The sequence below is a fragment of the Chromobacterium sp. ATCC 53434 genome, assembly GCF_002848345.1.
Classification (GTDB): domain Bacteria; phylum Pseudomonadota; class Gammaproteobacteria; order Burkholderiales; family Chromobacteriaceae; genus Chromobacterium.
Map to the genome: position 1 here is coordinate 2,338,456 of NZ_CP025429.1, position 19,298 is coordinate 2,357,753.

General features: G+C 58.8%; 24 protein-coding genes. 7 read left to right on the forward strand and 17 right to left on the reverse strand.

The features are described 5' to 3' along the window. Window positions 1-8: 8 nt before the first annotated feature. Complete coding sequence (locus tag CXB49_RS23475; protein WP_158300756.1) at window positions 9-488, reverse strand: hypothetical protein; 480 nt, start codon at window positions 486-488, stop codon at window positions 9-11. 407 nt (window positions 489-895) lie between these two features. Here CXB49_RS23475 and CXB49_RS10675 point away from each other — a divergent pair, with 407 nt between their 5' ends. From CXB49_RS10675 to CXB49_RS10685, 3 genes are read left to right on the forward strand one after another with little or no spacing between them, the layout of a single operon-like run. Continuing rightward, on the forward strand, window positions 896-2,095 hold the full coding sequence (locus tag CXB49_RS10675; RefSeq protein WP_158300757.1) for an integrase arm-type DNA-binding domain-containing protein: 1,200 nt from the start codon (window positions 896-898) through the stop codon (window positions 2,093-2,095). Window positions 2,096-2,137: 42 nt separating this feature from the next. Beyond that, the gene (locus CXB49_RS10680; RefSeq protein WP_101708377.1) at window positions 2,138-2,755 is read left to right on the forward strand and encodes an AAA family ATPase; all 618 of its coding nucleotides are present in this window, start codon (window positions 2,138-2,140) and stop codon (window positions 2,753-2,755) included. Further along, window positions 2,752-2,997, forward strand: coding sequence for a hypothetical protein (locus CXB49_RS10685; RefSeq protein ID WP_101708378.1), 246 nt, complete (start codon window positions 2,752-2,754; stop codon window positions 2,995-2,997). Before CXB49_RS10680 ends, CXB49_RS10685 begins: the two co-directional genes overlap by 4 nt. A 165-nt stretch (window positions 2,998-3,162) precedes the next feature. Here the strand turns inward: CXB49_RS10685 and CXB49_RS10690 are convergent, their stop codons facing one another. Then, the gene (locus tag CXB49_RS10690; RefSeq protein ID WP_101708379.1) at window positions 3,163-4,149 is read right to left on the reverse strand and encodes a GNAT family N-acetyltransferase; all 987 of its coding nucleotides are present in this window, start codon (window positions 4,147-4,149) and stop codon (window positions 3,163-3,165) included. Between the two features lie 503 nt (window positions 4,150-4,652). Between CXB49_RS10690 and CXB49_RS10695 the strand changes: the two genes are divergently transcribed. Next, window positions 4,653-5,798 carry an RHS repeat-associated core domain-containing protein gene (locus CXB49_RS10695; protein ID WP_101708380.1) on the forward strand — a complete coding sequence of 382 codons (1,146 nt, stop codon included), beginning with the start codon at window positions 4,653-4,655 and terminating at the stop codon, window positions 5,796-5,798. A gap of 113 nt (window positions 5,799-5,911) precedes the next feature. Then, window positions 5,912-6,136 (forward strand): hypothetical protein, encoded by a 225-nt coding sequence (locus CXB49_RS23480; protein ID WP_158300758.1) that lies wholly within the window; start codon window positions 5,912-5,914, stop codon window positions 6,134-6,136. A 243-nt stretch (window positions 6,137-6,379) separates the two neighbouring features. On the opposite strand, the gene CXB49_RS10700 is transcribed toward CXB49_RS23480, so the two are convergent. Next, on the reverse strand, window positions 6,380-7,417 hold the full coding sequence (locus tag CXB49_RS10700; protein WP_101706533.1) for an IS5 family transposase: 1,038 nt from the start codon (window positions 7,415-7,417) through the stop codon (window positions 6,380-6,382). Between CXB49_RS10700 and CXB49_RS23485 the strand changes: the two genes are divergently transcribed. Both CXB49_RS23485 and CXB49_RS23490 read left to right on the forward strand, forming a co-directional pair. Next, the gene (locus CXB49_RS23485; protein ID WP_158300759.1) at window positions 7,398-7,724 is read left to right on the forward strand and encodes a hypothetical protein; all 327 of its coding nucleotides are present in this window, start codon (window positions 7,398-7,400) and stop codon (window positions 7,722-7,724) included. The two genes, CXB49_RS10700 and CXB49_RS23485, sit on opposite strands and share 20 nt — an antisense overlap. 180 nt (window positions 7,725-7,904) lie before the next feature. Continuing rightward, the gene (locus CXB49_RS23490) at window positions 7,905-8,441 is read left to right on the forward strand and encodes a hypothetical protein (protein ID WP_158300760.1); all 537 of its coding nucleotides are present in this window, start codon (window positions 7,905-7,907) and stop codon (window positions 8,439-8,441) included. Window positions 8,442-9,251: 810 nt separating this feature from the next. On the opposite strand, the gene CXB49_RS10720 is transcribed toward CXB49_RS23490, so the two are convergent. The 14 genes from CXB49_RS10720 to CXB49_RS10785 all read right to left on the reverse strand — a co-directional run bounded on the left by CXB49_RS10720 (window position 9,252) and on the right by CXB49_RS10785 (window position 19,286). Next, window positions 9,252-9,977, reverse strand: coding sequence for a class I SAM-dependent methyltransferase (locus CXB49_RS10720; RefSeq protein ID WP_199406827.1), 726 nt, complete (start codon window positions 9,975-9,977; stop codon window positions 9,252-9,254). A 362-nt stretch (window positions 9,978-10,339) separates the two neighbouring features. Further along, window positions 10,340-10,531 carry a hypothetical protein gene (locus CXB49_RS23495; RefSeq protein WP_158300761.1) on the reverse strand — a complete coding sequence of 64 codons (192 nt, stop codon included), beginning with the start codon at window positions 10,529-10,531 and terminating at the stop codon, window positions 10,340-10,342. A gap of 74 nt (window positions 10,532-10,605) precedes the next feature. Then, window positions 10,606-11,079, reverse strand: coding sequence for a hypothetical protein (locus CXB49_RS10730; RefSeq protein WP_101708384.1), 474 nt, complete (start codon window positions 11,077-11,079; stop codon window positions 10,606-10,608). 2 nt (window positions 11,080-11,081) lie between these two features. Continuing rightward, entirely contained in the window at window positions 11,082-11,321 is a 240-nt protein-coding gene (locus tag CXB49_RS10735) for a hypothetical protein (RefSeq protein WP_043573654.1), read from the reverse strand. A 3-nt stretch (window positions 11,322-11,324) separates the two neighbouring features. Next, window positions 11,325-11,942 carry a lytic murein transglycosylase gene (locus CXB49_RS10740; RefSeq protein WP_101708385.1) on the reverse strand — a complete coding sequence of 206 codons (618 nt, stop codon included), beginning with the start codon at window positions 11,940-11,942 and terminating at the stop codon, window positions 11,325-11,327. Next, window positions 11,927-12,217, reverse strand: a complete 291-nt coding sequence (locus tag CXB49_RS10745) for a hypothetical protein (RefSeq protein ID WP_101708386.1) — start codon at window positions 12,215-12,217, stop codon at window positions 11,927-11,929. The genes CXB49_RS10740 and CXB49_RS10745 overlap by 16 nt, the downstream gene beginning before the upstream one ends. A gap of 17 nt (window positions 12,218-12,234) precedes the next feature. After that, window positions 12,235-12,519 carry a DUF5658 family protein gene (locus CXB49_RS10750; protein WP_101708387.1) on the reverse strand — a complete coding sequence of 95 codons (285 nt, stop codon included), beginning with the start codon at window positions 12,517-12,519 and terminating at the stop codon, window positions 12,235-12,237. Beyond that, on the reverse strand, window positions 12,516-12,800 hold the full coding sequence (locus CXB49_RS10755) for a hypothetical protein (RefSeq protein ID WP_101708388.1): 285 nt from the start codon (window positions 12,798-12,800) through the stop codon (window positions 12,516-12,518). Before CXB49_RS10755 ends, CXB49_RS10750 begins: the two co-directional genes overlap by 4 nt. 7 nt (window positions 12,801-12,807) lie before the next feature. Next, window positions 12,808-13,716 carry a hypothetical protein gene (locus CXB49_RS10760; protein WP_101708389.1) on the reverse strand — a complete coding sequence of 303 codons (909 nt, stop codon included), beginning with the start codon at window positions 13,714-13,716 and terminating at the stop codon, window positions 12,808-12,810. Then, complete coding sequence (locus tag CXB49_RS10765; protein ID WP_101708390.1) at window positions 13,716-13,931, reverse strand: hypothetical protein; 216 nt, start codon at window positions 13,929-13,931, stop codon at window positions 13,716-13,718. The genes CXB49_RS10760 and CXB49_RS10765 overlap by 1 nt, the downstream gene beginning before the upstream one ends. After that, complete coding sequence (locus CXB49_RS10770) at window positions 13,928-14,284, reverse strand: hypothetical protein (RefSeq protein ID WP_101708391.1); 357 nt, start codon at window positions 14,282-14,284, stop codon at window positions 13,928-13,930. Before CXB49_RS10770 ends, CXB49_RS10765 begins: the two co-directional genes overlap by 4 nt. Before the next feature lie 2 nt (window positions 14,285-14,286). Next, on the reverse strand, window positions 14,287-17,964 hold the full coding sequence (locus tag CXB49_RS10775) for a host specificity protein J (RefSeq protein ID WP_101708392.1): 3,678 nt from the start codon (window positions 17,962-17,964) through the stop codon (window positions 14,287-14,289). Window positions 17,965-17,998: 34 nt separating this feature from the next. Next, the gene (locus CXB49_RS10780) at window positions 17,999-18,610 is read right to left on the reverse strand and encodes a tail assembly protein (protein WP_101708393.1); all 612 of its coding nucleotides are present in this window, start codon (window positions 18,608-18,610) and stop codon (window positions 17,999-18,001) included. Beyond that, a complete protein-coding gene (locus tag CXB49_RS10785) occupies window positions 18,603-19,286 on the reverse strand; it encodes a C40 family peptidase (protein ID WP_101708394.1) in 684 nt (227 codons plus the stop codon). Before CXB49_RS10785 ends, CXB49_RS10780 begins: the two co-directional genes overlap by 8 nt. Between the last annotated feature and the right edge of the window lie 12 nt (window positions 19,287-19,298).

Here is a 19,298-nt window from a genome sequence, read left to right on the forward strand (position 1 = left end):
GATCAATCTCAGCTCCCAAAAAAGGGACCACAGGCAAAATAACCCGTGGAATTGTGGATCGCCGCCAGAATCCGGCCAAAACCCTGTCCAATCAACATTTTACCATTCCACAGAATCCACCAGAACAGGGTTTTTCTGGTTTTGAAACTGTGGGTCAAAAAATAGGCAGCCCTCCGAAACCGTGGATTGCCCTCACCTCCCTTTTTCTCCGCTTTCTTTCTCTTTCTCTTTGATTTTTTAAAAGAAAAAAGAAATAAAACCAAGGACACCGGAAATTGCATTGTGGAGAAATTGGCAATTCCGTGGAATAGAAAATGAAACCGTGGATTAAAAACTGAAACCGTGGGCACAGACTTCAGCAAAATCAAATACTTGCATGAAGCACATGGCCAAATCCACGGAATTTTCTCGATTGCATGGGCCGGATTTTCTTGCCCTAGCCCCGGCGTCTCCAGCCCCTCCTCGCTCACCGGCCAGGGCCCTCCCATGACTGGCATTACCAGGTGACACCGGGCAAATACGCCCACAGAAAAGCGAACTCGATGAGAGGGGAAATCATTTCCGCATTGAAGAATGCGATGCAGCAGTGATAAGGGTTACAGCGGGGAGGAAATTGGCAGGATGCGGAAATGAAATTGAGATAACATATTGAAAAGCTGGATTTTTGGCGTAGACTTGAAAACTGCCGACGGGCAACCGTCCGTGGGTTCGAATCCCACAGCCTCCGCCAAATAGTAGTAAGAAGCCGTCAGCAGTAGTAAGCAAAACCATTGATTTTGCTTGCTATGACTGGCGGCTTTTTCATTTCCCGTAAGCGGCAATCAGCACACATCAATCTGTTTTGATGGTAGCCTTGTTGGTATGACCTTGCGCCGTGATGGTACGGGATTCAAACATGCCCAAACTCGTAGCTCCACTTACCACAACCAGGATTAACGCGGCCAAACCCGGCCTTACCGTCATCAAGCTTTCCGATGGCGGCGGGTTGGCTTTGTGGGTGATGCCCACTGGCAAGAAAGTGTGGCGCCTACAGTACCGCCGACCGGCAGACGGCAAGCAAGATACCGTCACAATCGGAAATTACCCGGAAGTCTCACTTGCATCTGCAAGAGAAAGGCGCGAAGCACTTCGGGCTGACTTGGCGGCCAAGAGAGACCCGAAGCTGGAGGATCGCCGCAGAGAGATGGAGCGGCAATGCTCGGACGCTCTTACCTTCCAGCACGTCTCGCAAGAATGGTGGGACCGCTGGAAAGAGTCTGTCACGGCCGGCTATGCGGATCAGGTCTGGCGCGTCCTTGAGACGAATGTGCTCCAAACCCTGGGCAGCATGCCTGTAGGCGACATTCGGCCGCCACACATCGTGTGGGCATTGTCGCCAATGGAGGCGCGCGGGGCGCTGGTCTACCTCCGGCGCGCTCACAAAACTCTGTCGATGATCTTCGCTTTTGCCATAGCTCGCGGCCTTTTGGAGTACAACCCTGCGTCAGACCTGAATGGCGCGTTCAAGTCGCCCGAAACATCCAACTTCCGCGCCTTGAAGCCTGATCAGCTTGGCCTGCTGCTTTCCGCCTTACACAAGGATGACATCAACTTTCAAACGCGATGCCTTATCAAGTGGCAACTCCTGACGATGTCGCGCCCAAGGGAGGCTGCGTCGACTCGCTGGGATGAGATAGAGGGAGACATCTGGACGATCCCGGCATCCAAGATGAAGCGCCGGCGAGATCACATGGTGCCGCTGTCTCGGCAATCATTGGCGCTTCTTGAAGAAATGCGCCCGCTGAGCGGTCATCTAGAATATGTGTTCCCCCACCGCAACGCCCCGCGCGCGCATGCAAATGAGGGATCAGCGAATGTAGCCCTCAAGCGCCTAGCAGTGCCAACCACGGCGCATGGCCTGCGCGCCCTCGCATCCACCACGCTAAACGAGGAAGGATTTGACAGCCGGGTGGTTGAGATGGCCTTAGCCCATGCCGACCAGAACACCACACGAGCTGCGTACAACCGCGCCGAATATTTAACCCAGCGCCGCGAGATGCTTCAGTGGTGGGCAGATCGAATAGACGACATAGACAAAGAGGCCAACCCTCAATAACCAAACCCGCCACCGGCGGGTTTTTTCATGCCCAGAGGAAACATGAAAACTATCGCCACATTCTCGCAAAAAGGAGGCTCGGGTAAGTCCACCCTTGCTGTCCACCTTGGCGTCGCCGCCGAAGAGGACTCCACCTCCGTAATCATCTTCGACCGAGACGACGCTCAGGCATCCAGCTCGCGCTGGGCCGGCAGCCGCTCTGCCGAATCCCCGGTCGTTCTCCAAACGCCGCCCTCGCAGCTGCAAGCCGCGCTCAAGGCCGGCAGCACCAAGGGATTCGGCCTGGCCATCATCGACGGGCCGCCACACTCCTCTCCCGACTCAGCTGCCATTGCGCGGGTCGCCGACCTCATCCTGATCCCCGTTCGGCCGACAGCATTCGACCTGGCCGCGGTCGGCAACGCGGTGAAGATCGTCACGGCAGCCGGGCGCGCGCCGCTGTTCGTCCTGTCCGCCTGCCCTCCTCGCGTGCCGGAGGTGGCTGACGCGCGCCAGGCGCTGGCCGACTTCGGCGAAGTAGCGCCAGTAGAGATCGGTGAGCGCATCGCATTCTCGCGCGCCATCGCCACCGGCCAGTCGGTGACGGAGTTTGACTCGCGCAGTAAGGCGGCGGCCGAGATCCGCGCGCTATGGCAGTGGATCAAGGAGAAGACGCGATGAGCAAGACCAGTCTGAAGGATTTCTTGGGCGGCGGCGAGGCGGAAGCACCGACCAAGGAAGAAAAGCCGCTGCCGGACTATGTGTGCATCAAGGTCAAAGTCCACCCCGACGATCACCGCCGGCTCTCCGACCTCGCCAAGGCGGAACGCCCGTCCAGCCTGCAAAACCTGGGTGTCGAGGGCTTCAACCGTGTGCTTGCAGAACGTGGTCTGCCACCGCTGCGGCCTTACAAAGAGGGGTAAATGCTCATTTGCGCATTTGCCCTTTTTCTCACCTGCTCATTTTCGCACATGCGCAATTGCTCATTGAATCGGAGAAACCAATGATCAACATCGACGCGAAAACCAGGGCCATTTGCAAGATATCGCAGATGGCCCAGTCTCAGAGAGAGGCAAGGCCCCGGCGTCTTACTTCAGATCGTCGGCGGAAGGCTCCAGCAGTGGCGACAAACGAGTCAACAGCCAGTTCAGCAGTTTTGACTGATGGCGGAAGTAGTTCCAGGTCGGCGCTTGCTCCGCACCCAGGATGCGTTTGAACTCATAACAGGTGGAGCCCAGCTCAATCTCGGCGCAGCCCCTCTGCTGGGCCACCTCCACCGAGCGGATCAGCATGGCGAAGTAGAGCCCATATTCATAAGTATGCTGGTAGTCCAGCCCGGCGAAGGCGCTCATCATCAACTGGTCCTTGCGTAGCAATTGGGTGAAGCCGATCAGTTCGCCCTGCAGATAAAACAGCATGTAGATGCTGCCGTCGCTGGTACGAGTAAAGTAATCGGGACCAAGTCGGCCGAATTTGATCGGCGCTTTCTCCCAGGTCTGCAGATAAAGCGCGTACATCCTGTCCAGCAGATCGGCAGGCAATCCGTCTACCACTTCGTAGCTCAAACCATCCGCTTTCCTCAGTTTGCTCTTGAGCTGGCGGCGGCGGCGGCCTCGCAGAGAAGCGTAGTAATCGCCGTCCAAGCGGATGACGGGAACCGGCAACCCACGCACTCTGGCGTAGCCGTCCAGCGGAAGGCCTTCACCGAATCCCTTCCAGGCGATCAGCCTTCCCTTCTGGCTCAGCCGCCGGGTCACCTCCTCGGCAATTTCGGGTGTCAGCTCCCCCTCGACGCGCCCCAAGTCCGTCACCGGGTTGCCCACGCAAGCCATCTGGATACTCAATTTGGGCAGCAAGGCGAACAACCGTCCCCTGGGCAGCAGGATGTTCAGCTCCAGATCTGTGACGAAGTAAGGAATGCAGCATACGCGTCGCCCGTCCTGTCCAGCGACGAAAAAGCCCTGCTGAAACCCTGGCATGCAGCCATCGGCGAAGGCTCTGTAGAAATTCGTGTCATCGGGATTGTCGCTGGAGAAATCAGCCGGCGGATAAGGCAAATCTGTTATCAATAGCATAACGATCTTAAACCATTGATTTTACTGGACTCATGAATTTTTCCAGCTATTTGACACCCCCATTTGTCCCCCTTTAGCCCCAGAACTCCGTTGTTCATTGCCTTCCCTTCCTCGCACAGTGGAAAGGGTCGCAGTATGTTGCTTTATCAGCATTGCCTTGACCAAGAGCGTGCTGAATAGGAAAATTCCTATTTAGAGCCATCAACAGGGAGCTGCAGCCCAAGCTGCGGGTAAGGAAGCGCCGGCGAAAACGCTGCTTTGATCGGGCGGGGCCTGACGGTGATTTGATCACGCGGGACGCTAGACTTCGCCTGCTCCAGCCCGGCCTGCACATCGGACTAACACACCCATCCGCGCCGCGCAAACTCCAGCCCAACCTACGCTCTCCCCTCTCCCAAATACCGCGGCAGAGGAGTTTTCCTAATTCTGGGCGCCCTTGTTCAGGGCAATGCTGATAAAGCAACATACTGCGACCCTTTCCACTGTGCGAGGAAGGGAAGGCAATGAACAACGGAGTTCTGGGATTCAATGGAGAGCGCCTCGACCCCGTCAGTGGCGCTTTTCATCTGGGCAATGGCTACCGGACCTACAATCCGGCGCTGATGCGCTTCCATTGTCCGGACAATCTGAGTCCGTTTGGTGCCGGCGGAATCAACCTGTACGCCTACTGTGCCGGAGATTCGATCAACCGAGCCGACCCGTCCGGGCATCTAAGCTGGCAGGCCTGGACATCAATAGGCCTGGGAGTGGCCGGCCTGGCGCTGGCGGCGTTTACCGCCGGGACGTCAATTATTGCCTCCGGTGGGGTCATCGCCGCACTGGAAAGCGCCTCGGCCGTCTCGCTGGTGGTGGGCGGAGCCGCCGTGCTGGCCGATGTGACAGCGATCGCTAGCGGAGCGACCGAAGAGAACAATCCGGCGGCGTCGGCGATACTGGGCTGGGCTTCGATTGCTCTGGGCATTTCAGGCGTAGGGGGCAAGTTTGTCCGGACCACGTATAGCGTTGCAGCTTCCATTGGCAATCGCTTGATGAAATCGTTTGCCAGAGGATTAAGCCCCACCGGAAGAAGCGTTTGCATCAATACGCGTCGGTTGATGGCTCTGGATGCTGGGCTTGATACTGCCCCATCGAGGGGATGGATTGCGTTGGATTATTTTACGTCTGAGCAGCGTGCCTATCTGGATTCCCAGCATGTTGGCACGGGAGCGTATCAAGGCCGCTTGTATCGCGGCGATAGCCGGCCACCTCAATACATCTTCAAATATGGTTTCCTGCCCAAAGGAAGTAATCGCGATATGGCTAATCATTTCGCGGGGTTGCCGGACAGCGCGTTTGTGTCTTTTACCAAAAGAAAAGAAGTGGCGGCAAATTTTGCCGGTTTCAGGGCGCTTGATACAAGCGCCGGCCGTATTGGTTTTATTTATAAACTGGACAAGCTGGATTATGCGGCAGATCTCACAGCATCTAGCTTGCGCGTGAACGATTACGCAGAAGTTGTTGCCCTTTCGCCTGTGCCAGGTGACCGTGTGAAAGGCGCTTATATAGTGCGATTTGAAAGTCGATCGAGCGCCTCATATGAGTTTGTCGACTATATCAAGAATCCTGAGTTCGATGAAAACCGTCAGCGATGGTTGTTCTGTTTCTTCTGAGATGTCGAGGTTCAGGTTTGATCTGAAGCACCCCGGGTTTCGCGGAGACTCCCTCACTTGAGAGAATGGCGCCATGAGCAAATCCACCAAGTTTTCCCCAGAAGTCCGCGAGCGTGCTGTACGCATGGTCTTTGACCGCCGCGCCGGCAACTGGTAAGGAATCCTTGCGAGTTCAAGCGGTGCCAGAAAGCGTAGTTGAGGAGGCTGCCAAAAAGCTGGCGGCTGATTTTGATTACCCATGGGAGCACATGCCACAGGCCGGCAAGGATGACTTCAGGCACAAGGTGCGGCGCGTCGCCGCCCTACTCGCCGTCGCCCGTCGCCCGTCGCCCAATTGATACACAACCCACACACAAAATACTTTAAATTTGCGTAATTCACGCACCGTTGCCATGCTAATTGCAAATCAAAGGAGCAATCAGCCATGCGCCTCTACCTCTCCGCCGACCGCTACTACGGGGCATCTCGAATAACCCAAGCTTTTCAGCAAGCCTAACAACAGCATGACGCTTGCGGCCATATTCGGATCGTTTTCTGCAACGGATCACCGCTCAACGCAGCGATTCAGCCCATTTCGGGCGTCAGAAGGCCACGATTCCGGCTTTCCGGAGGAACACCAAGCGCTTTAGGTTGTAACAGGTCGCCATCATCGTCAGCGCAAAGTTCGCGCGCGGTTGGCCAATTGTGCGGACCAACTTGCCTCCCATCTGATCAATCATGGCGAACACGTGTTCGACACGGGCACGAACCTTGGCGATGCGGTGGTTGCGCTGCTGCTGGCACTCGGACAGCGGCTTGTTGGCGTGCCCCTTTCGCTGAATCCGATTCCGAAATCTGTCTTGGGCAAGCTGCGCTCCACGGGCCTCGGACGGATAGCCTCGGTCGGCGTAAACATCCCGGCTTGTATTGCTGGTATCGAAGACGTTGTCGAAATGCTGGCTGTCATGCGTACTGGCCGTATCAGTTTTGAACTTGCGGATCAGCTTGTATTTGTTGTCGACGTTCACCGACAGTTTGTAGCCAAAGTAGGATTTGCCGTGCTTTTTGGTCCAGCTGGCATCCTGGTCCTTCTGGCGCCGCTTCGCGGGTTTCCAATCGGCCGGCGTTGCGCCCTGATCGAGCAGCATCTTCTCGTCGCTGCTGTTGTGCTGCTTCGGCGCTGGCACCAACGTCGCGTCGATGATTTGGCCGCCGCGCGCGATATAGCCTTGCTTGAGCAATTGTGCTGACACGCCATCGAACAGTGCACGGGCCCCGGTTTCGCCGATCCGATTCTCGAAGGTCCAAATCGTGGTGCGGTCAGGGATGTTGACCGCCTGGCCCAGCCCACAGAAACGCTGATAACTCATCCGGTCGAGCAGTTGATACTCCATTTGTTCATCGGACAGGTTGTACAGCCGCTTGAGGACCAGAATCCGCACCATCGTTTCGGTCGGAAACGGCGGGCGGCCGCCCTGCTGGCTGACTGGCCGAGGCGCGACCCGATCGACCTCGGCCGCCAAGGCGGCAAAGTTGATGTGCTTCTCGATCTCGACCAGAGGGTCGCCCAGGTGGTCGATCTTCTGCCGGTGGTGGTCGGCGGCGAACAGGTCTTTCTTGATGGCGTTGCGTGGTTTCATCGGGCTCAAGCTCGGCAAGAGTCTGGACGGTATAATTTTACCAGCTGAGGGCACCCCGGGGTTTTTCGAGGTGCCCTACGCTATCGCCATCCAGCTGGACCTGTTCAACAGGCCGGTGATCGTGCGCGCCTGGGGCGGCCGCGGGAGTCGGCGCGGCGGCATGGCGACTGAGCCGTTCAGCACGGCGCGGCTGAAGGATATTGACCGCCGCCGGCGTCAGCACGGCTACCAACTACTACAAAATCATGTCGATCGACGGCCGGCAAGGGGATCGGAGCGATGCGAAAAGGACGCCGGCAGATTATAATCAGCTAGGAGTAAACTGTTACATTCGGGATGTAAACCTCGCGGGGGTAACGCAGCTCTCCAGGCTCGTCTTAAACGCGGCGATCAATAACCTTTCGATCCTCGACCTCTCCGAGCCAAAATAGAATGGGACTGCCCTGTTGGCGTTGCCTGCCCCAAAACGGAATTAAGGGAAAAAGGCGTGAAGCGTTGGATGATGATGTTGATAGGAGCCACATCAGCGCAGGGAGTTTTTGCGGACCCATCTGCGTATATCTGCACGGTGGAGAAAAGTGCAGGGCTTCACTACGATGGCCAAACTAAGGCGTGGTGGCCTAGAGCTTTTGCACCAGGCAAGCAATATATGCTGCGCAAGCTAACCGAAGAAAACTTGAAAGAACACAAGCACAGAATGTTGCAAAATCTCGACCTGACTAAGCCAAATTGGGCATTTTGGGACAGCAAATTGCTAGTGGCTAGTTGCATTGAAGACACTTCAATCGTTAAGTTCAGCGAACTAATGTGTCGGCCAATTATTGCGATGGTCGATTTTGACAAGGATTCTCGCCGATTTGAGGTTTCCCATCACGGAGCTTATGTCGAGCAAGGATTCTGGCGACAGCTACAGCTGGAAGATTCTGAGCAATATAAACAGGGTCTCATCAATAAACATGGGGGCGATGCTGATCATCCTGACGATGTGTTTGTTGAGGTAGGCACGTGCAGCCCGGATCGTTGACCCTCAATGAGAGCAATGAAAATATAATAAAAATGAGCGGCAGAATTTCTCCCACCATACCCATTAGGGAAGGTCTGAACAATCTGCCGAGCAAATAGAAATGCAATTTCTCTCCGTGCAACGGAAGCCGCTCGTGGAGTTGTTTGAGACCGCCAAGCCTTGCATAAAGTTGACCGGATCTCCGGCGCAATAGGCGTAAGAATTGACGCCGCCGGCGCCGAACGGACTCAGGCTATCCGGACAGTGAAAACGCATCAAGGCGGGTCTGTGCCCGGTAGCCATGGCCCAGATACGTCGCGCAGCTGACGGGGTCGAGACTCTCTCCGTTAAACCCCAGAACACTGTTGTTCATTGCTTTCCCTTTTTGCATGGCAGGCCAGGCAATGCTGCTTTTTTGCGTTGCCCAAGACCAGCCTTGCGTCCGGATATTAGGAAAACTCCTCATGATCACATGCGGTGCCAAATATCGTCTGGTATCGTAGGCCTCAGTGATGGGACGGGTATGGCGTGCTCTTGCCGGAATATTTCGCCAAGATGCGCATTGGGAGGGATGATGTGCTTGAGGCTTATGTATTCCCGATCGGCTCCGCGAAATTTATTGCTCAGCGCGATGGGGAGATAGGACATTATCCGGCGATACGCAGAGCCTATCGCGGATTCGGTATATCCAAGCATTGGCAGCCGTTCGCTGAGTTGCCAGAGGGCGATCCTCATAGATGTTCTGCTGGTCAGCCCCGGCAGTGCTCAGGGCGTTGTGTTGCAGGCCGAAGGACTGAGACCCATCAGCATTGGCAATGCGCCTATAGCCAATTAGCATTTTTTCCATTCCATGATCATGGAAAATGGCATCGCGAGATACCTTTGTACTCTGTCTTGTGGCCCACCGGATGGTCTAGGTTCGTCGAAGAATGTCAGTTTCAGGCCTTCACCAATCAATACAGACATGTAAGTGCTCAGGGGGCGATGCCAGTTTCGCACTCTCAAACCATCCCATTCCAACCACTCTGCCTGTTCACTAAAATAGTTTCCAAGAGGACGGTAAGCGCGACCGTCTTCGCCTTTTATCCACCCAATTGTGCCATTGGAAGTGAAGAAACTAGTGAGGTTTGCGATCAGAATTCTTCCGCCGGGTTTGAGAATGCGAGTGGCTTCTCGAACCGCTGCGTGCATGTCGTCAATGTCGATAAGGCTTAGATAGAAGACTGCAAGGTCGAACTCTCCATTATTGAAAGGCAAATTTTCAGCAAAAGCATTGAGATATTTACCAGCTGGATCGTGGTTTCGAGCTCTTTCAATAAATGGTTCGATTGGATCAACTCCGACAGCATCGATGCCTATCTTCTTTGCCATACGGCAAAACCTCCCTTCGCCGCAGCCTATATCCAACATTTTTGCAGCGGCTGACAATTCGGATCGCTCCAGCATCGGCTTGTCGAGGATGAATTCGCGAGCGAAATCGCCCGCATCTGGCATTCTGTCGATCCAGGCTTGAGAAGAACTAAGCCACCCGTTCTCATCCGGGTCACGTTGGTTCATTGCCTAATACTCCCTGTTTCACAAACGATGGTTTGAGGCAGCTGGACTACCCCGGCTCCTGTAGGCATTCCTGCCTTATGATACGATTCAAGACCTCGGCAGCACTACGGTACCAGAATCTATCGACAATACTCCCTAAAATCGCCGCGCGCGTTCATGGTTATGAAGCGCACACCGGGCGGCAGATGGCGCTTTGGCACGAAGCCATAAGTCGCCACCTGCAACCCGTCGCGGGTGATGATCGGCGCAGCGTAGTTCTGCCAGCAATCAGGCTTCCAGAGACCGTCTTCGACCTCATAGCCAAAGTGCTAGCGGATCTGCTGCGCCGCGGGCGGGGCGAAATTTATGCACATAAAACGAAGCTACTGCACGATTTCCGTGGAAAGAATCCGTTTATGGCCATCGAGCCGTTCAGAATCCACGCTCACTCCTTCTCCAACAGGGTTTGCGCAAAATGATTCAATAGCTTCTTTCGTTGCATGATATTTAGATCTAATGGCTTGGTCTGATACGATGTCGTATTTCTCAAATTGAAACACCGTTACCTCTTCCATCTCAACCTCCTCAAGCCAAAAATGATGAGCATTATATAAACTAGACGCCCCCTCCCTAAGATCAATCAGTAAATCTACTCTATTCTGCTATTTTTAATTACCGCCTGGCAGGCTCTGAGCTGCCGGACAACGTCGTCTGCCTCGCCGGCGAGTCGGAGAGCATCCTCTCCATGCGCTGCAAGAAAGTCGGCTGGCGCGGACGCATCACGTCGGCCGGCGCCGGTGGCAGCTGCGGGCAGATCGCCGCGCCCAGCGGCGGGTTGCTGCTCGCGCAGCCGGAGAGCAGCAGCATGGCGAGCCAAAGCAGCCTGAAGTTCCAATTTCCCATCTTCCAGATCCTTCTCATATGCGGCCGATGTGGCCGCGTCATCTGCTGCCGCCTGGTGCTCGCGCGCCCGGGCGGCCTGGGTGGCCGCTACCTGCTGCTGGGCCAGGCTGGCACGCACCACTGCGGCGTCGCGCTGGGCGATAACGGCCCGCATCTCCCAGCCCAGAAAAGCCAAGGCCGCCACGGCGGCGGCCAGCACGATCTCCCTCCACAGCTGCATGTTCACCCTCCTTTTGCCTTAGCCAGCACTACGATGCCGGCCCAGATCGCGCCCAGCAGGCCAATCACAATGCCGCCGGCCAACGCCTTCAGCACAGCATCCGCTACGCCATCTACTCTCTTGGCCAGCTTCACCGCATCAGCCACTCCAGCCTCGTCCAGCGCCTGGCGCGCGCCGGCCTTGGCCGCCGCCTCCAACAGTGCCCGGAACTCTTCCCGCGGCAGCACGACTTCATCACCCATCCCCTACTCCCCAAAGTAAGCGCGATACTTGCCCCTCCGCACGACCATCACGTTCCTGACGTGCGTATTGGTGATGTCCGCAAACGACTGCCCATAGCCGGCATGCCGCGCTTTCGACTGCGCGCTGCTGTGTTCAAGATTGCCGAACCAGACGCCAGGCTGACAGCCTGACGTGTTGGCGCACTTCCGCCGGCGCTGGATCACCCCCCCGAGACCAGAGTTGTAGGCCGCGTCCATCATGGCCAGCCGGTCTGCATCAGCAGCCGCCCAGCGGATCAGCTGGTAATTGCCACGGTTCTTCAGCACAACAGCCGTCAGCTGGTAGCGTGGGTCGTAAGCATTGCCCCAACTCCAGCCCCGCAGTTCGGGATGTGCAACCACCATCTCTCGAATCGCATCGAAACGCACCGAACCATCTGCCTTGTACGCCTTGGTGAACTGCCCCAGGCCGGCACCCAGCTCGCGCGAAGTCTGCAGCTTTGCGTTGACGCGCCAGCCGCTTTCTTGCTCAACCTGAGCCGCCAGCACCGACCGCGACGGCATATCGGGCCAGTACTGGCCGATGGCCGCCGATAACGCAGGCAGCAACGCCAACGCGCCGGCGCTCAGCCCCGCAGCCATAACACACCGCCAATCACCACAGCAGCCATGAACAGCCGGTCGGCCAGCACCACGAGGGCGGCGCCCGTTGGCGCATGCATGGCGATGTCTGCAGCGGCGGACACGTCGACATGGAACAGCGCTTTGCGCATCAGCAATGCCACACCCAGGAGCACCGGGAGCGCCAGACCGAGCTGCAGCCAGGTTTGAGCAACAACGGAGTCGATCCAGAACAGCGCCAGCGCGGCCGGAATGATCAGCAGGTAGATGCGATAGTCGTGCAGATTTTTCAGCATGGTGTCTCCAGGAATGATTAAGGCCGGTTGTCCCGGCCCTTATTGATTGCCCGCAGGTTGCTGAGCAGGATGAACGCGTAGAACACGCACAGCAGCTGATAGGCCAAAGGCGGCGGCTTGAGCAGACAGCAGGCTAGGAACAAAAGCGCCTTGACCGCCACCAACGCAGGCAGGATGCCAGCGCGCTCGATCAGGCGCCTGACGAACGGGTTCAGCTCCCTGCCACCCAGGTAGGTCAGCGCATAGAAGGTGCTGGCGATGTCCGCCGCTTGGAGCAAAACGAGCAGTGCAATCCAAATCATTTCGCCCCTCCCTGCAATGCAGCCAGTTTGTTCTGCGCATCGGCCAGCTGTAACTGCAAGGCCTGGTTTTGCGTAAGCGCCACCGCCGCCGCTTGGCCCAGCACATCGGCAAGCTTCAGACCGGCCTGGCCATCCGCGACACTCAAGGACTGCGGATCGCTGATATAGGTCTGCAGTTGCTGGCTCAGCGGGTTGGGCTGGTCCGCGGCGAATCGCACGGACGCGCCGGCGATGCCGGCGGCAGACAACCGAATCAGGATTTCATAGGGGTATTGATTCATGTAGACCTCAGACAGGATTTCCGGATCTGACGCTGATCCAGGCGTTTCCGTTTGACCACGCCAGCGCGGCACCGCCGACAGCATCCGTGATGTAGACCGATGCGCCTGCAAACGCTGAAGCGGCCGGCGCGGTTGCTCTGGTGTACGCCGGGGCCGGCGTCGGCGTAGTGTTGAATCCACTGACGGTTAGAACGCTCTGCGGCTGCACGGTCAGGAGATTGCCGGCCGGCAGCCGGCTGCCGGTATTCACCACGTTGGCCACCCAGCCGCCATTCGACGTATCACCAAATGCGCTGCAGCTGCCGGCGCCGGACCATGCCTGCAACTGGACGAACACCGTGTAGGACGTCGGGCTGTTTTGGGAGACCAGAAAGGTGCAGCCCGTGTTGCCGAACACCATGGCGGATGCAGCACCGAAAAATGGACCGCTGGAGCCTGGTTGCTGTGCTCCACCGTTGCTGGTGCAGAACAACAATGTCGCTATGCCCAACTGATTATTGAGGGCGTTGTAGCCATTGCCGAACAAAACATTGAGTGCCAGCTTGGCCCCGTTCTGTCCGCAATTGAACGTCCCCAGCTGCACGTAGGACGCGGTGTCCTTGGTATCAGGAATGCCATCTTGTCGTACCGGCGGATAGCCAAGACCGGCTGCAACCTGCGCCCCCGTCACATTGCTGACCGTGCCGGCGTTACCCGTCACAGAAATTGGCCAGGTTCCGCTGCTATTGGATCCGTCGGAGCGCAGCACGTTACCTGCAGCCGGCACTGTGCGCGTGCTGCCGGTCGCATCCGTCAACGTCACCATTCCGGAGCCGGTCAGCCACGCATTGAACTGGTCCATCGTGACATTGTATTTCTGGAGCAACTGGGCGACCGACGCCGCGAGGTCTGCCGTAGAAGGGCTTGCTGCTGACATCACGCCTCCAAAGAAGAAGCCCCGCTGTCGCGGGGCTTGGGATAGGTGTTTTTGACGGCGCGAATCTGGTCCAGCATCGCCGCCGCCTCCGGCGGCAACGTGTCGGGCGGCAGGCTGGCAATCACCCGCCACAACACGTCGAGCTGCTCGCCTGTGTCCGGGTACCGCTGACGCCGCGCCACGACGTGGTCGCCGACATGGTGGATTTTCATCATGTCGTCACCTCGAATACAGCGGTTTGCGCCGGGAAGGCCTCGACGACGACGACATGGCGGCCCGGATGCGCGAACGACAACTCGCACACCGCGTCCGCGCACCGGTACTCCGCGCCGTCGATGTATAGCCAGCACGGCGCCGGCAGCTGCCGCAGCACCAGGCCGTCCAACTGCGCGGTGGCGGGCGGGCGCGGCGCAATGGCGCCGTCGCGCACGTACTGCGTCACCGGGTCGGCCACGACGGCGAGGATGCGCTTGCCGGCGGCGCGATCCAGTTTGATGTTTTCCGGCCGGGACGTCCCGGTTTGCAGAATCCGGCCGGTGTCGTCGTACTCGACGATGTTGATAGCCATGCTCATCTCCTGAAAAGAACGCAACCATAGCGGATCATGCCGTTCAGTCCGCTGCTGATCGCCGGCGACGATACGCCGATCGTCACGACCTCGCCGGCATTGACGTTGAGGACCAACACTGCACTGCCGTTGATCGGCGTGGAGCGCCCCCGCCCGTAGAGGGTTGCGATCGGATCGGCATACGGCGAGTCGGCGAACGCCAGCAGCGTGCCGCTGTCGCTGCAGCTGAACTGGAATGAATAGTCGAACGGAGGGACGCGACCGGTGACGGTAATCGAGCGCGTGTCATTCTTGCTGACCGCCTCCCCCTTGATCTGCAACGTGTCCACCATCAGATTGCGGATGAAAGAGCCGTCGATTCCGTTCATGCTGACGATGATATTCCCCACTGCATCCCTGATCGTCATGCCCCGAGTGTCGATTTGCCCGACCGTCAACTGCCCTTTGATATACGCGGCCCCCATCCCGGTCATGTCGACCACGACGCCGCCGGCAGCATCGCAGATGGTCAACCCTCGCGTATTGATCTGGCCTGCATCGATAGAACCGGACACGATTGCATTTCGACCGGAAATCGAGCCATCAACGATCATGGCGCCGTCGACGCCGACAGCCGCCTGCCCGTTGATACGACCGACCGTGAAAGCCGGGCGCGGATTAGAGCCGTCCGGAAACGCGACCTGGAACTTGTCCGCCAGGACCGCAAACGAAGACCCGCCCTGCCCATTGTTCAACTGGATGCCGGCAACACGGGGATTCTGGCCGTTCGCGTCCAACTGGATCTTCACCGCCCACTGCCCGAGCAGCCCGTTAAGGCTCTGGGTCTGTTGGGCGATGGTCGCGCTGTTACCGTTGAGGGTCGTCTGCAACTGAGACAGCTGGCTCGCCGCGGCGCTGTCAGCAGTGACACGTGCCATCCATTCGCTGGTGATCGCCGCGGCGTTGCCGGCGACGGCCGCCTGCAGAGCCAAAATGTTCGACGCCATCGCGGCATTCTGGTCGGCGCGGACTTTCTGCTCATTCACGATTGCCGCTGTTGCCTGGCCGCTGATCACTCGCGCGCCGCGCGCCTGCGACCATGACGTGTCCACTTGCAGCAACGCTTGCAGCAGTGCGCTCGCCACATTGTCATTGCTGGTGATGCTGCCGGCCAGATCCGGCGCAAGCAGGCTGTAGTCGACGCCGCCCTGCAGCTGCTGGAGCAGCAGCGTGGGATCCTTCATCGTTTGAGCTTGAGCCGTGGCAAACGCCGAAACATTCCCCCAGGTATCGTATATTCGAAGCCAGAAGAAGTAAGTCACACCCAGCTGCGCGCCCTGAAAGGTAAAGGCCGTCGTGGGATAGCCGAGGTCCGCCAGCTTGCCGGGATTGGGGTCCGCTGCAGTGGTGCTATAAAACAGCTCGGCCCGCTTGATGTCCGGCCGGCCGGCAGGATACGCCCACGTCAGATCGACCTTCATCGCGCCACCCACGGCCGACAACGTCGGCGCCGGCGGCGGCGTCACCTGCCCTTGAGTCTGCTGATTTCCGGTAACGGGAATGCTGACGACGCCGGTCACCGATACAGTCGACACCCGGACATCGTAACTGCCGGGCACCACATCCATGATTTCGGCGTGATTGCTCACCTGGTCCGGCAGAACAATCCAGTTCCCCCCGTCCTGCCTATAGGTCACCCGATAACCACGAAGGTACGGATGCACGACCGCCGGCCAGTCCACCAACAGCTTCACCCTGCGGCTGCCATCTGGCGCCAAATAGGGCTGCTCCTGGAGCTGAACCGCCAGGACCGGCGGCATCGCGCCAGGATCTGGAAGATTGCTGGTCGGGGCCGGGTCGAAGCGGAGGCCGGTTTCGATGGCAGCCCATTTATTCGGATCGTACTGCAGGCCCGAGATCTCGAACTCGCCGTTATCGGCAGCCTTGATAGACACGCAGGTCCACAGGTCAGGCTGAAGATTGGTCGCGATCAACACCCAGGTGGCACCGGCGACCGGCTGGGCCGGATACTGCGACACGATGGTCAGCGTGTCAGTCGTTCCCGGCGGAGCGACAACCCCACGACGCACCGGTACGCCATCCGGCCCCGTCACCTCCAACGTGTAGGTGACACCTGCCTGCAGCGTAACTGGAGCATCGAGCCGAACCACGGTGCCGGCCACCGAAACTACCCGACCACCCATCCGCGCGCCGGCCACGTGGAAGTCGGACGTCGCAAACAGGTCACCCGGTTGCAAATCCGCGCTGTACGCCGCCGCCTTGAAATCCACCATCTCGGTACTGCGCTGCGCAGTCTCCAGGATGTACCGGCCACAGCGGCGCGCCTGCCCGCGCGTGACGGCGCCCATCGCCACCGCCGACGTCTGCTGCAGCCCGTAGGTCAGCAGCCCTTGCCCATGCTCGGTGTACTCCACCGCGCGCCGGTAGCGGTCGCTCGGATCCGTCCAGGCCACGGCCGCAGCAGTGAAGCGCCCATTTTTCGGAGTGGACGAATAGGTGAATTTTCCATCAATGACATTGGTGGCGTTGAAGTGCTTGACCGGCTGTTTGCCGGGCATGTCCGCGACGATCCGAATGCCGCCGGCAGACCAGTAGGCCTGGCCGCAGAAACTGCTCACGATGTCGGAAACGACTTTCCAGGCATCCTGCGTGTCTTGCTGGAAATTGTGGAACTGGAATCGCGGCTCGAAGCCGCCGTAACCGTCCGGAACAGGCTGATCACACCACTGGGCGATAGCGTACATCCCCCAGCGGTCCATGTTGGCCGCCGGAATGTTGATGCCGAAACGGTTATCCGTGCAGTAGGTCCACAGGAACCAGACGGGGTTACTGGTCGGCGCCGGCTTGAAGTTGCCATCCCATGGGCCGGTATACGTGCGCGCCACCGGATCGTAATTGCTGGGCACCTGGCACTTCAGCTGCTGCCACAGCACCGACACCTCCGGCATCCGACTGAACTGGCGCGCGTCGAACTTCAGCGCGACCACAGACAGGTTTGGATAGCGCAGCTGCGCGTCGATGATGCTGGTGAACGATGTGAAAACGGTCTGGTTTGCCAGATACTGCGTCGTGCTGTCCGGCGTGATTCTGCGAACCCGGACGAGCCACGGGCCAGTGCCAGGCAACTGCAGCCGCGTGCTGCGCTGGTAGTTGGCCGTGGTTTTGTCGGAAATGGTGACCATGGCAGCTTGGGAAAATTTGCCATTCGTCGGCGCCAAATCGATGGCGTACTGCACCGACGAACCACCGGTGTCGCCGGTTTTCGGATCGGTGGAGCGCAGGCCGGCGGGCAGAGATACCGTCACCCGGATGGCGGTGGCGTTCACATCCGCCACAGTTTGCGTGATCGGATTCGTCGCCTTCACCTCCAAGCCCACGCCGATCTCCGTCTCGACAGCCGGAAAACCCTGAATCGCGGGCTGCGTTTGGGTGCCAGTGCGATACGAAACCTGCATGTTCTGGAAGTTGAACGAACCGTCAGAATTCTGAATCGGCGTATCGTCCAGATAGATGCTTTTCAGCGGATTGGCCGGGTCGGCCGGCCCGCCGGTCTCGCCATGGCCCAGCAGCACCATCATGCGGCCGTAGCTGATCGACTGCGCGGTGTCGGGCGACTCTACCGGGGTATGCTGGCTGCCACCGCCGCCGCCCTTGGCGCCAAAGATTGCATCGTCGGACATTCATGCTCCAGAAAAGATGCCCGCGCTCGGCGGGCTATACGAGTACAGGGGAGTTGGTGGGCAGCGCCCCGGTGCCGATGTCCTCGACGCTGACGCCGGCGGAAATCACAGTGCCGGCAATCAGCATGGTGCCGACGCCTATCGGGATGGGCAGGCCCTGGGCGCTGGTCTGCTGCGCGCCGTTGAACCAGTAGTTCGGCTTGCCGTCCTTGGCCTGCCAGTCGGGCTGCTTGGGGATGGGGGTCAGCAGTTGAATCGCTCCGCCAATCATCATGCTTGCGCCGACGCCATAGCCTGCGGTCACTGCCGCGGCACTCCAGTACAGCGGGTTCCACCACGAGAAAGCCAAGATGGCCGCACCGGCCAGAAAGCGAACGCCAGCACTCGCCCCAACGATCACCGGCATAATCAGGATGTCGCCCTGACTCACCAGCACGATCTCATCCTCCGCGACATCCCTATCAGCCACCGTCACGCGATATCCGACCTTCTCCGGATCGCTCTCACGCAGGTGCTGGGCAAACCCTGGCCAGTTGGCTTCCAGCATGCGGATGGCTTCCGCCACGCTGTCCACGTAGGCGGCGAACTCCTTCACGAACTTCTCGCCCAACTCTCCGCCCAGGCGGACGTTCCGTTTCTCACCCATTTCGAGACCTCACAATCGTGACGGTACAGCGCCGCCACCAGCCGCCATAAATGCCGACCTGGCTGGGCTGATGGTAGAGCTGATGAAGGATGCGGCTATCGCCGAGGTAGATGGCAACGTGGTTGACCACGCTGGCCTCGCACATCATGAAGATCAGGTCGCCACGCGCGGGCTCGCCTTCAACGACATCCACCGACGCGCTAGCCAGCCACGCCGGGAATGGGCTATCTCCCCGCTTCCAGAATTCCTCTGCCACCTGCGCCCGCGGCAATACAATCCCGGTCTCCCGACGATGCCAGTCCTGCGCCAGCGTGAAGCAGTCGAACATGCCCCAGCAGAATGGCCGCCCCTCGTAGGGCGCCTGCCAGCCGATGGGCTCGGTCAGCGTGTGCTCACCGTTCGGCCAACTGACGATGTGCCAGGGCAGCCCGGTCCGCTCGCACATCACACGATCCACCATCGATGGCTCGGCGGTGTCGTCGGGGTGACTGTGCCAGATGCCGACAACTCGGCCCAGTTGCTCAGCGGCGGCATAGTCAACCGGGTCGAGCTCAAACTGCGCGCGGGGGTCGCCGGCGATGTTCCGGCACTGGTAGACGCGCCCGGAGTTCAGCAGCACGCCGCACGCCTCCTGCGGGTGTGCCAGCTCCGCCAGGTGAAGCATTTCGTTGATCATGGGACATCCAGA

Coding starts and splice junctions, on each gene's coding strand:
- CXB49_RS23475 (WP_158300756.1), bottom strand. CDS start 488: ATGGGAGGGCCCTGGCCGGTGAGCGAGGAGGGGCTGGAGACGCCGGGG.
- CXB49_RS10675 (WP_158300757.1), top strand. CDS start 896: ATGCCCAAACTCGTAGCTCCACTTACCACAACCAGGATTAACGCGGCC.
- CXB49_RS10680 (WP_101708377.1), top strand. CDS start 2,138: ATGAAAACTATCGCCACATTCTCGCAAAAAGGAGGCTCGGGTAAGTCC.
- CXB49_RS10685 (WP_101708378.1), top strand. CDS start 2,752: ATGAGCAAGACCAGTCTGAAGGATTTCTTGGGCGGCGGCGAGGCGGAA.
- CXB49_RS10690 (WP_101708379.1), bottom strand. CDS start 4,149: ATGCTATTGATAACAGATTTGCCTTATCCGCCGGCTGATTTCTCCAGC.
- CXB49_RS10695 (WP_101708380.1), top strand. CDS start 4,653: ATGAACAACGGAGTTCTGGGATTCAATGGAGAGCGCCTCGACCCCGTC.
- CXB49_RS23485 (WP_158300759.1), top strand. CDS start 7,398: ATGGCGTTGCGTGGTTTCATCGGGCTCAAGCTCGGCAAGAGTCTGGAC.
- CXB49_RS10700 (WP_101706533.1), bottom strand. CDS start 7,417: ATGAAACCACGCAACGCCATCAAGAAAGACCTGTTCGCCGCCGACCAC.
- CXB49_RS10720 (WP_199406827.1), bottom strand. CDS start 9,977: ATGAACCAACGTGACCCGGATGAGAACGGGTGGCTTAGTTCTTCTCAA.
- CXB49_RS23495 (WP_158300761.1), bottom strand. CDS start 10,531: ATGGAAGAGGTAACGGTGTTTCAATTTGAGAAATACGACATCGTATCA.
- CXB49_RS10730 (WP_101708384.1), bottom strand. CDS start 11,079: ATGCAGCTGTGGAGGGAGATCGTGCTGGCCGCCGCCGTGGCGGCCTTG.
- CXB49_RS10735 (WP_043573654.1), bottom strand. CDS start 11,321: ATGGGTGATGAAGTCGTGCTGCCGCGGGAAGAGTTCCGGGCACTGTTG.
- CXB49_RS10740 (WP_101708385.1), bottom strand. CDS start 11,942: ATGGCTGCGGGGCTGAGCGCCGGCGCGTTGGCGTTGCTGCCTGCGTTA.
- CXB49_RS10745 (WP_101708386.1), bottom strand. CDS start 12,217: ATGCTGAAAAATCTGCACGACTATCGCATCTACCTGCTGATCATTCCG.
- CXB49_RS10750 (WP_101708387.1), bottom strand. CDS start 12,519: ATGATTTGGATTGCACTGCTCGTTTTGCTCCAAGCGGCGGACATCGCC.
- CXB49_RS10755 (WP_101708388.1), bottom strand. CDS start 12,800: ATGAATCAATACCCCTATGAAATCCTGATTCGGTTGTCTGCCGCCGGC.
- CXB49_RS10760 (WP_101708389.1), bottom strand. CDS start 13,716: ATGTCAGCAGCAAGCCCTTCTACGGCAGACCTCGCGGCGTCGGTCGCC.
- CXB49_RS10765 (WP_101708390.1), bottom strand. CDS start 13,931: ATGATGAAAATCCACCATGTCGGCGACCACGTCGTGGCGCGGCGTCAG.
- CXB49_RS10770 (WP_101708391.1), bottom strand. CDS start 14,284: ATGGCTATCAACATCGTCGAGTACGACGACACCGGCCGGATTCTGCAA.
- CXB49_RS10775 (WP_101708392.1), bottom strand. CDS start 17,964: ATGTCCGACGATGCAATCTTTGGCGCCAAGGGCGGCGGCGGTGGCAGC.
- CXB49_RS10780 (WP_101708393.1), bottom strand. CDS start 18,610: ATGGGTGAGAAACGGAACGTCCGCCTGGGCGGAGAGTTGGGCGAGAAG.
- CXB49_RS10785 (WP_101708394.1), bottom strand. CDS start 19,286: ATGATCAACGAAATGCTTCACCTGGCGGAGCTGGCACACCCGCAGGAG.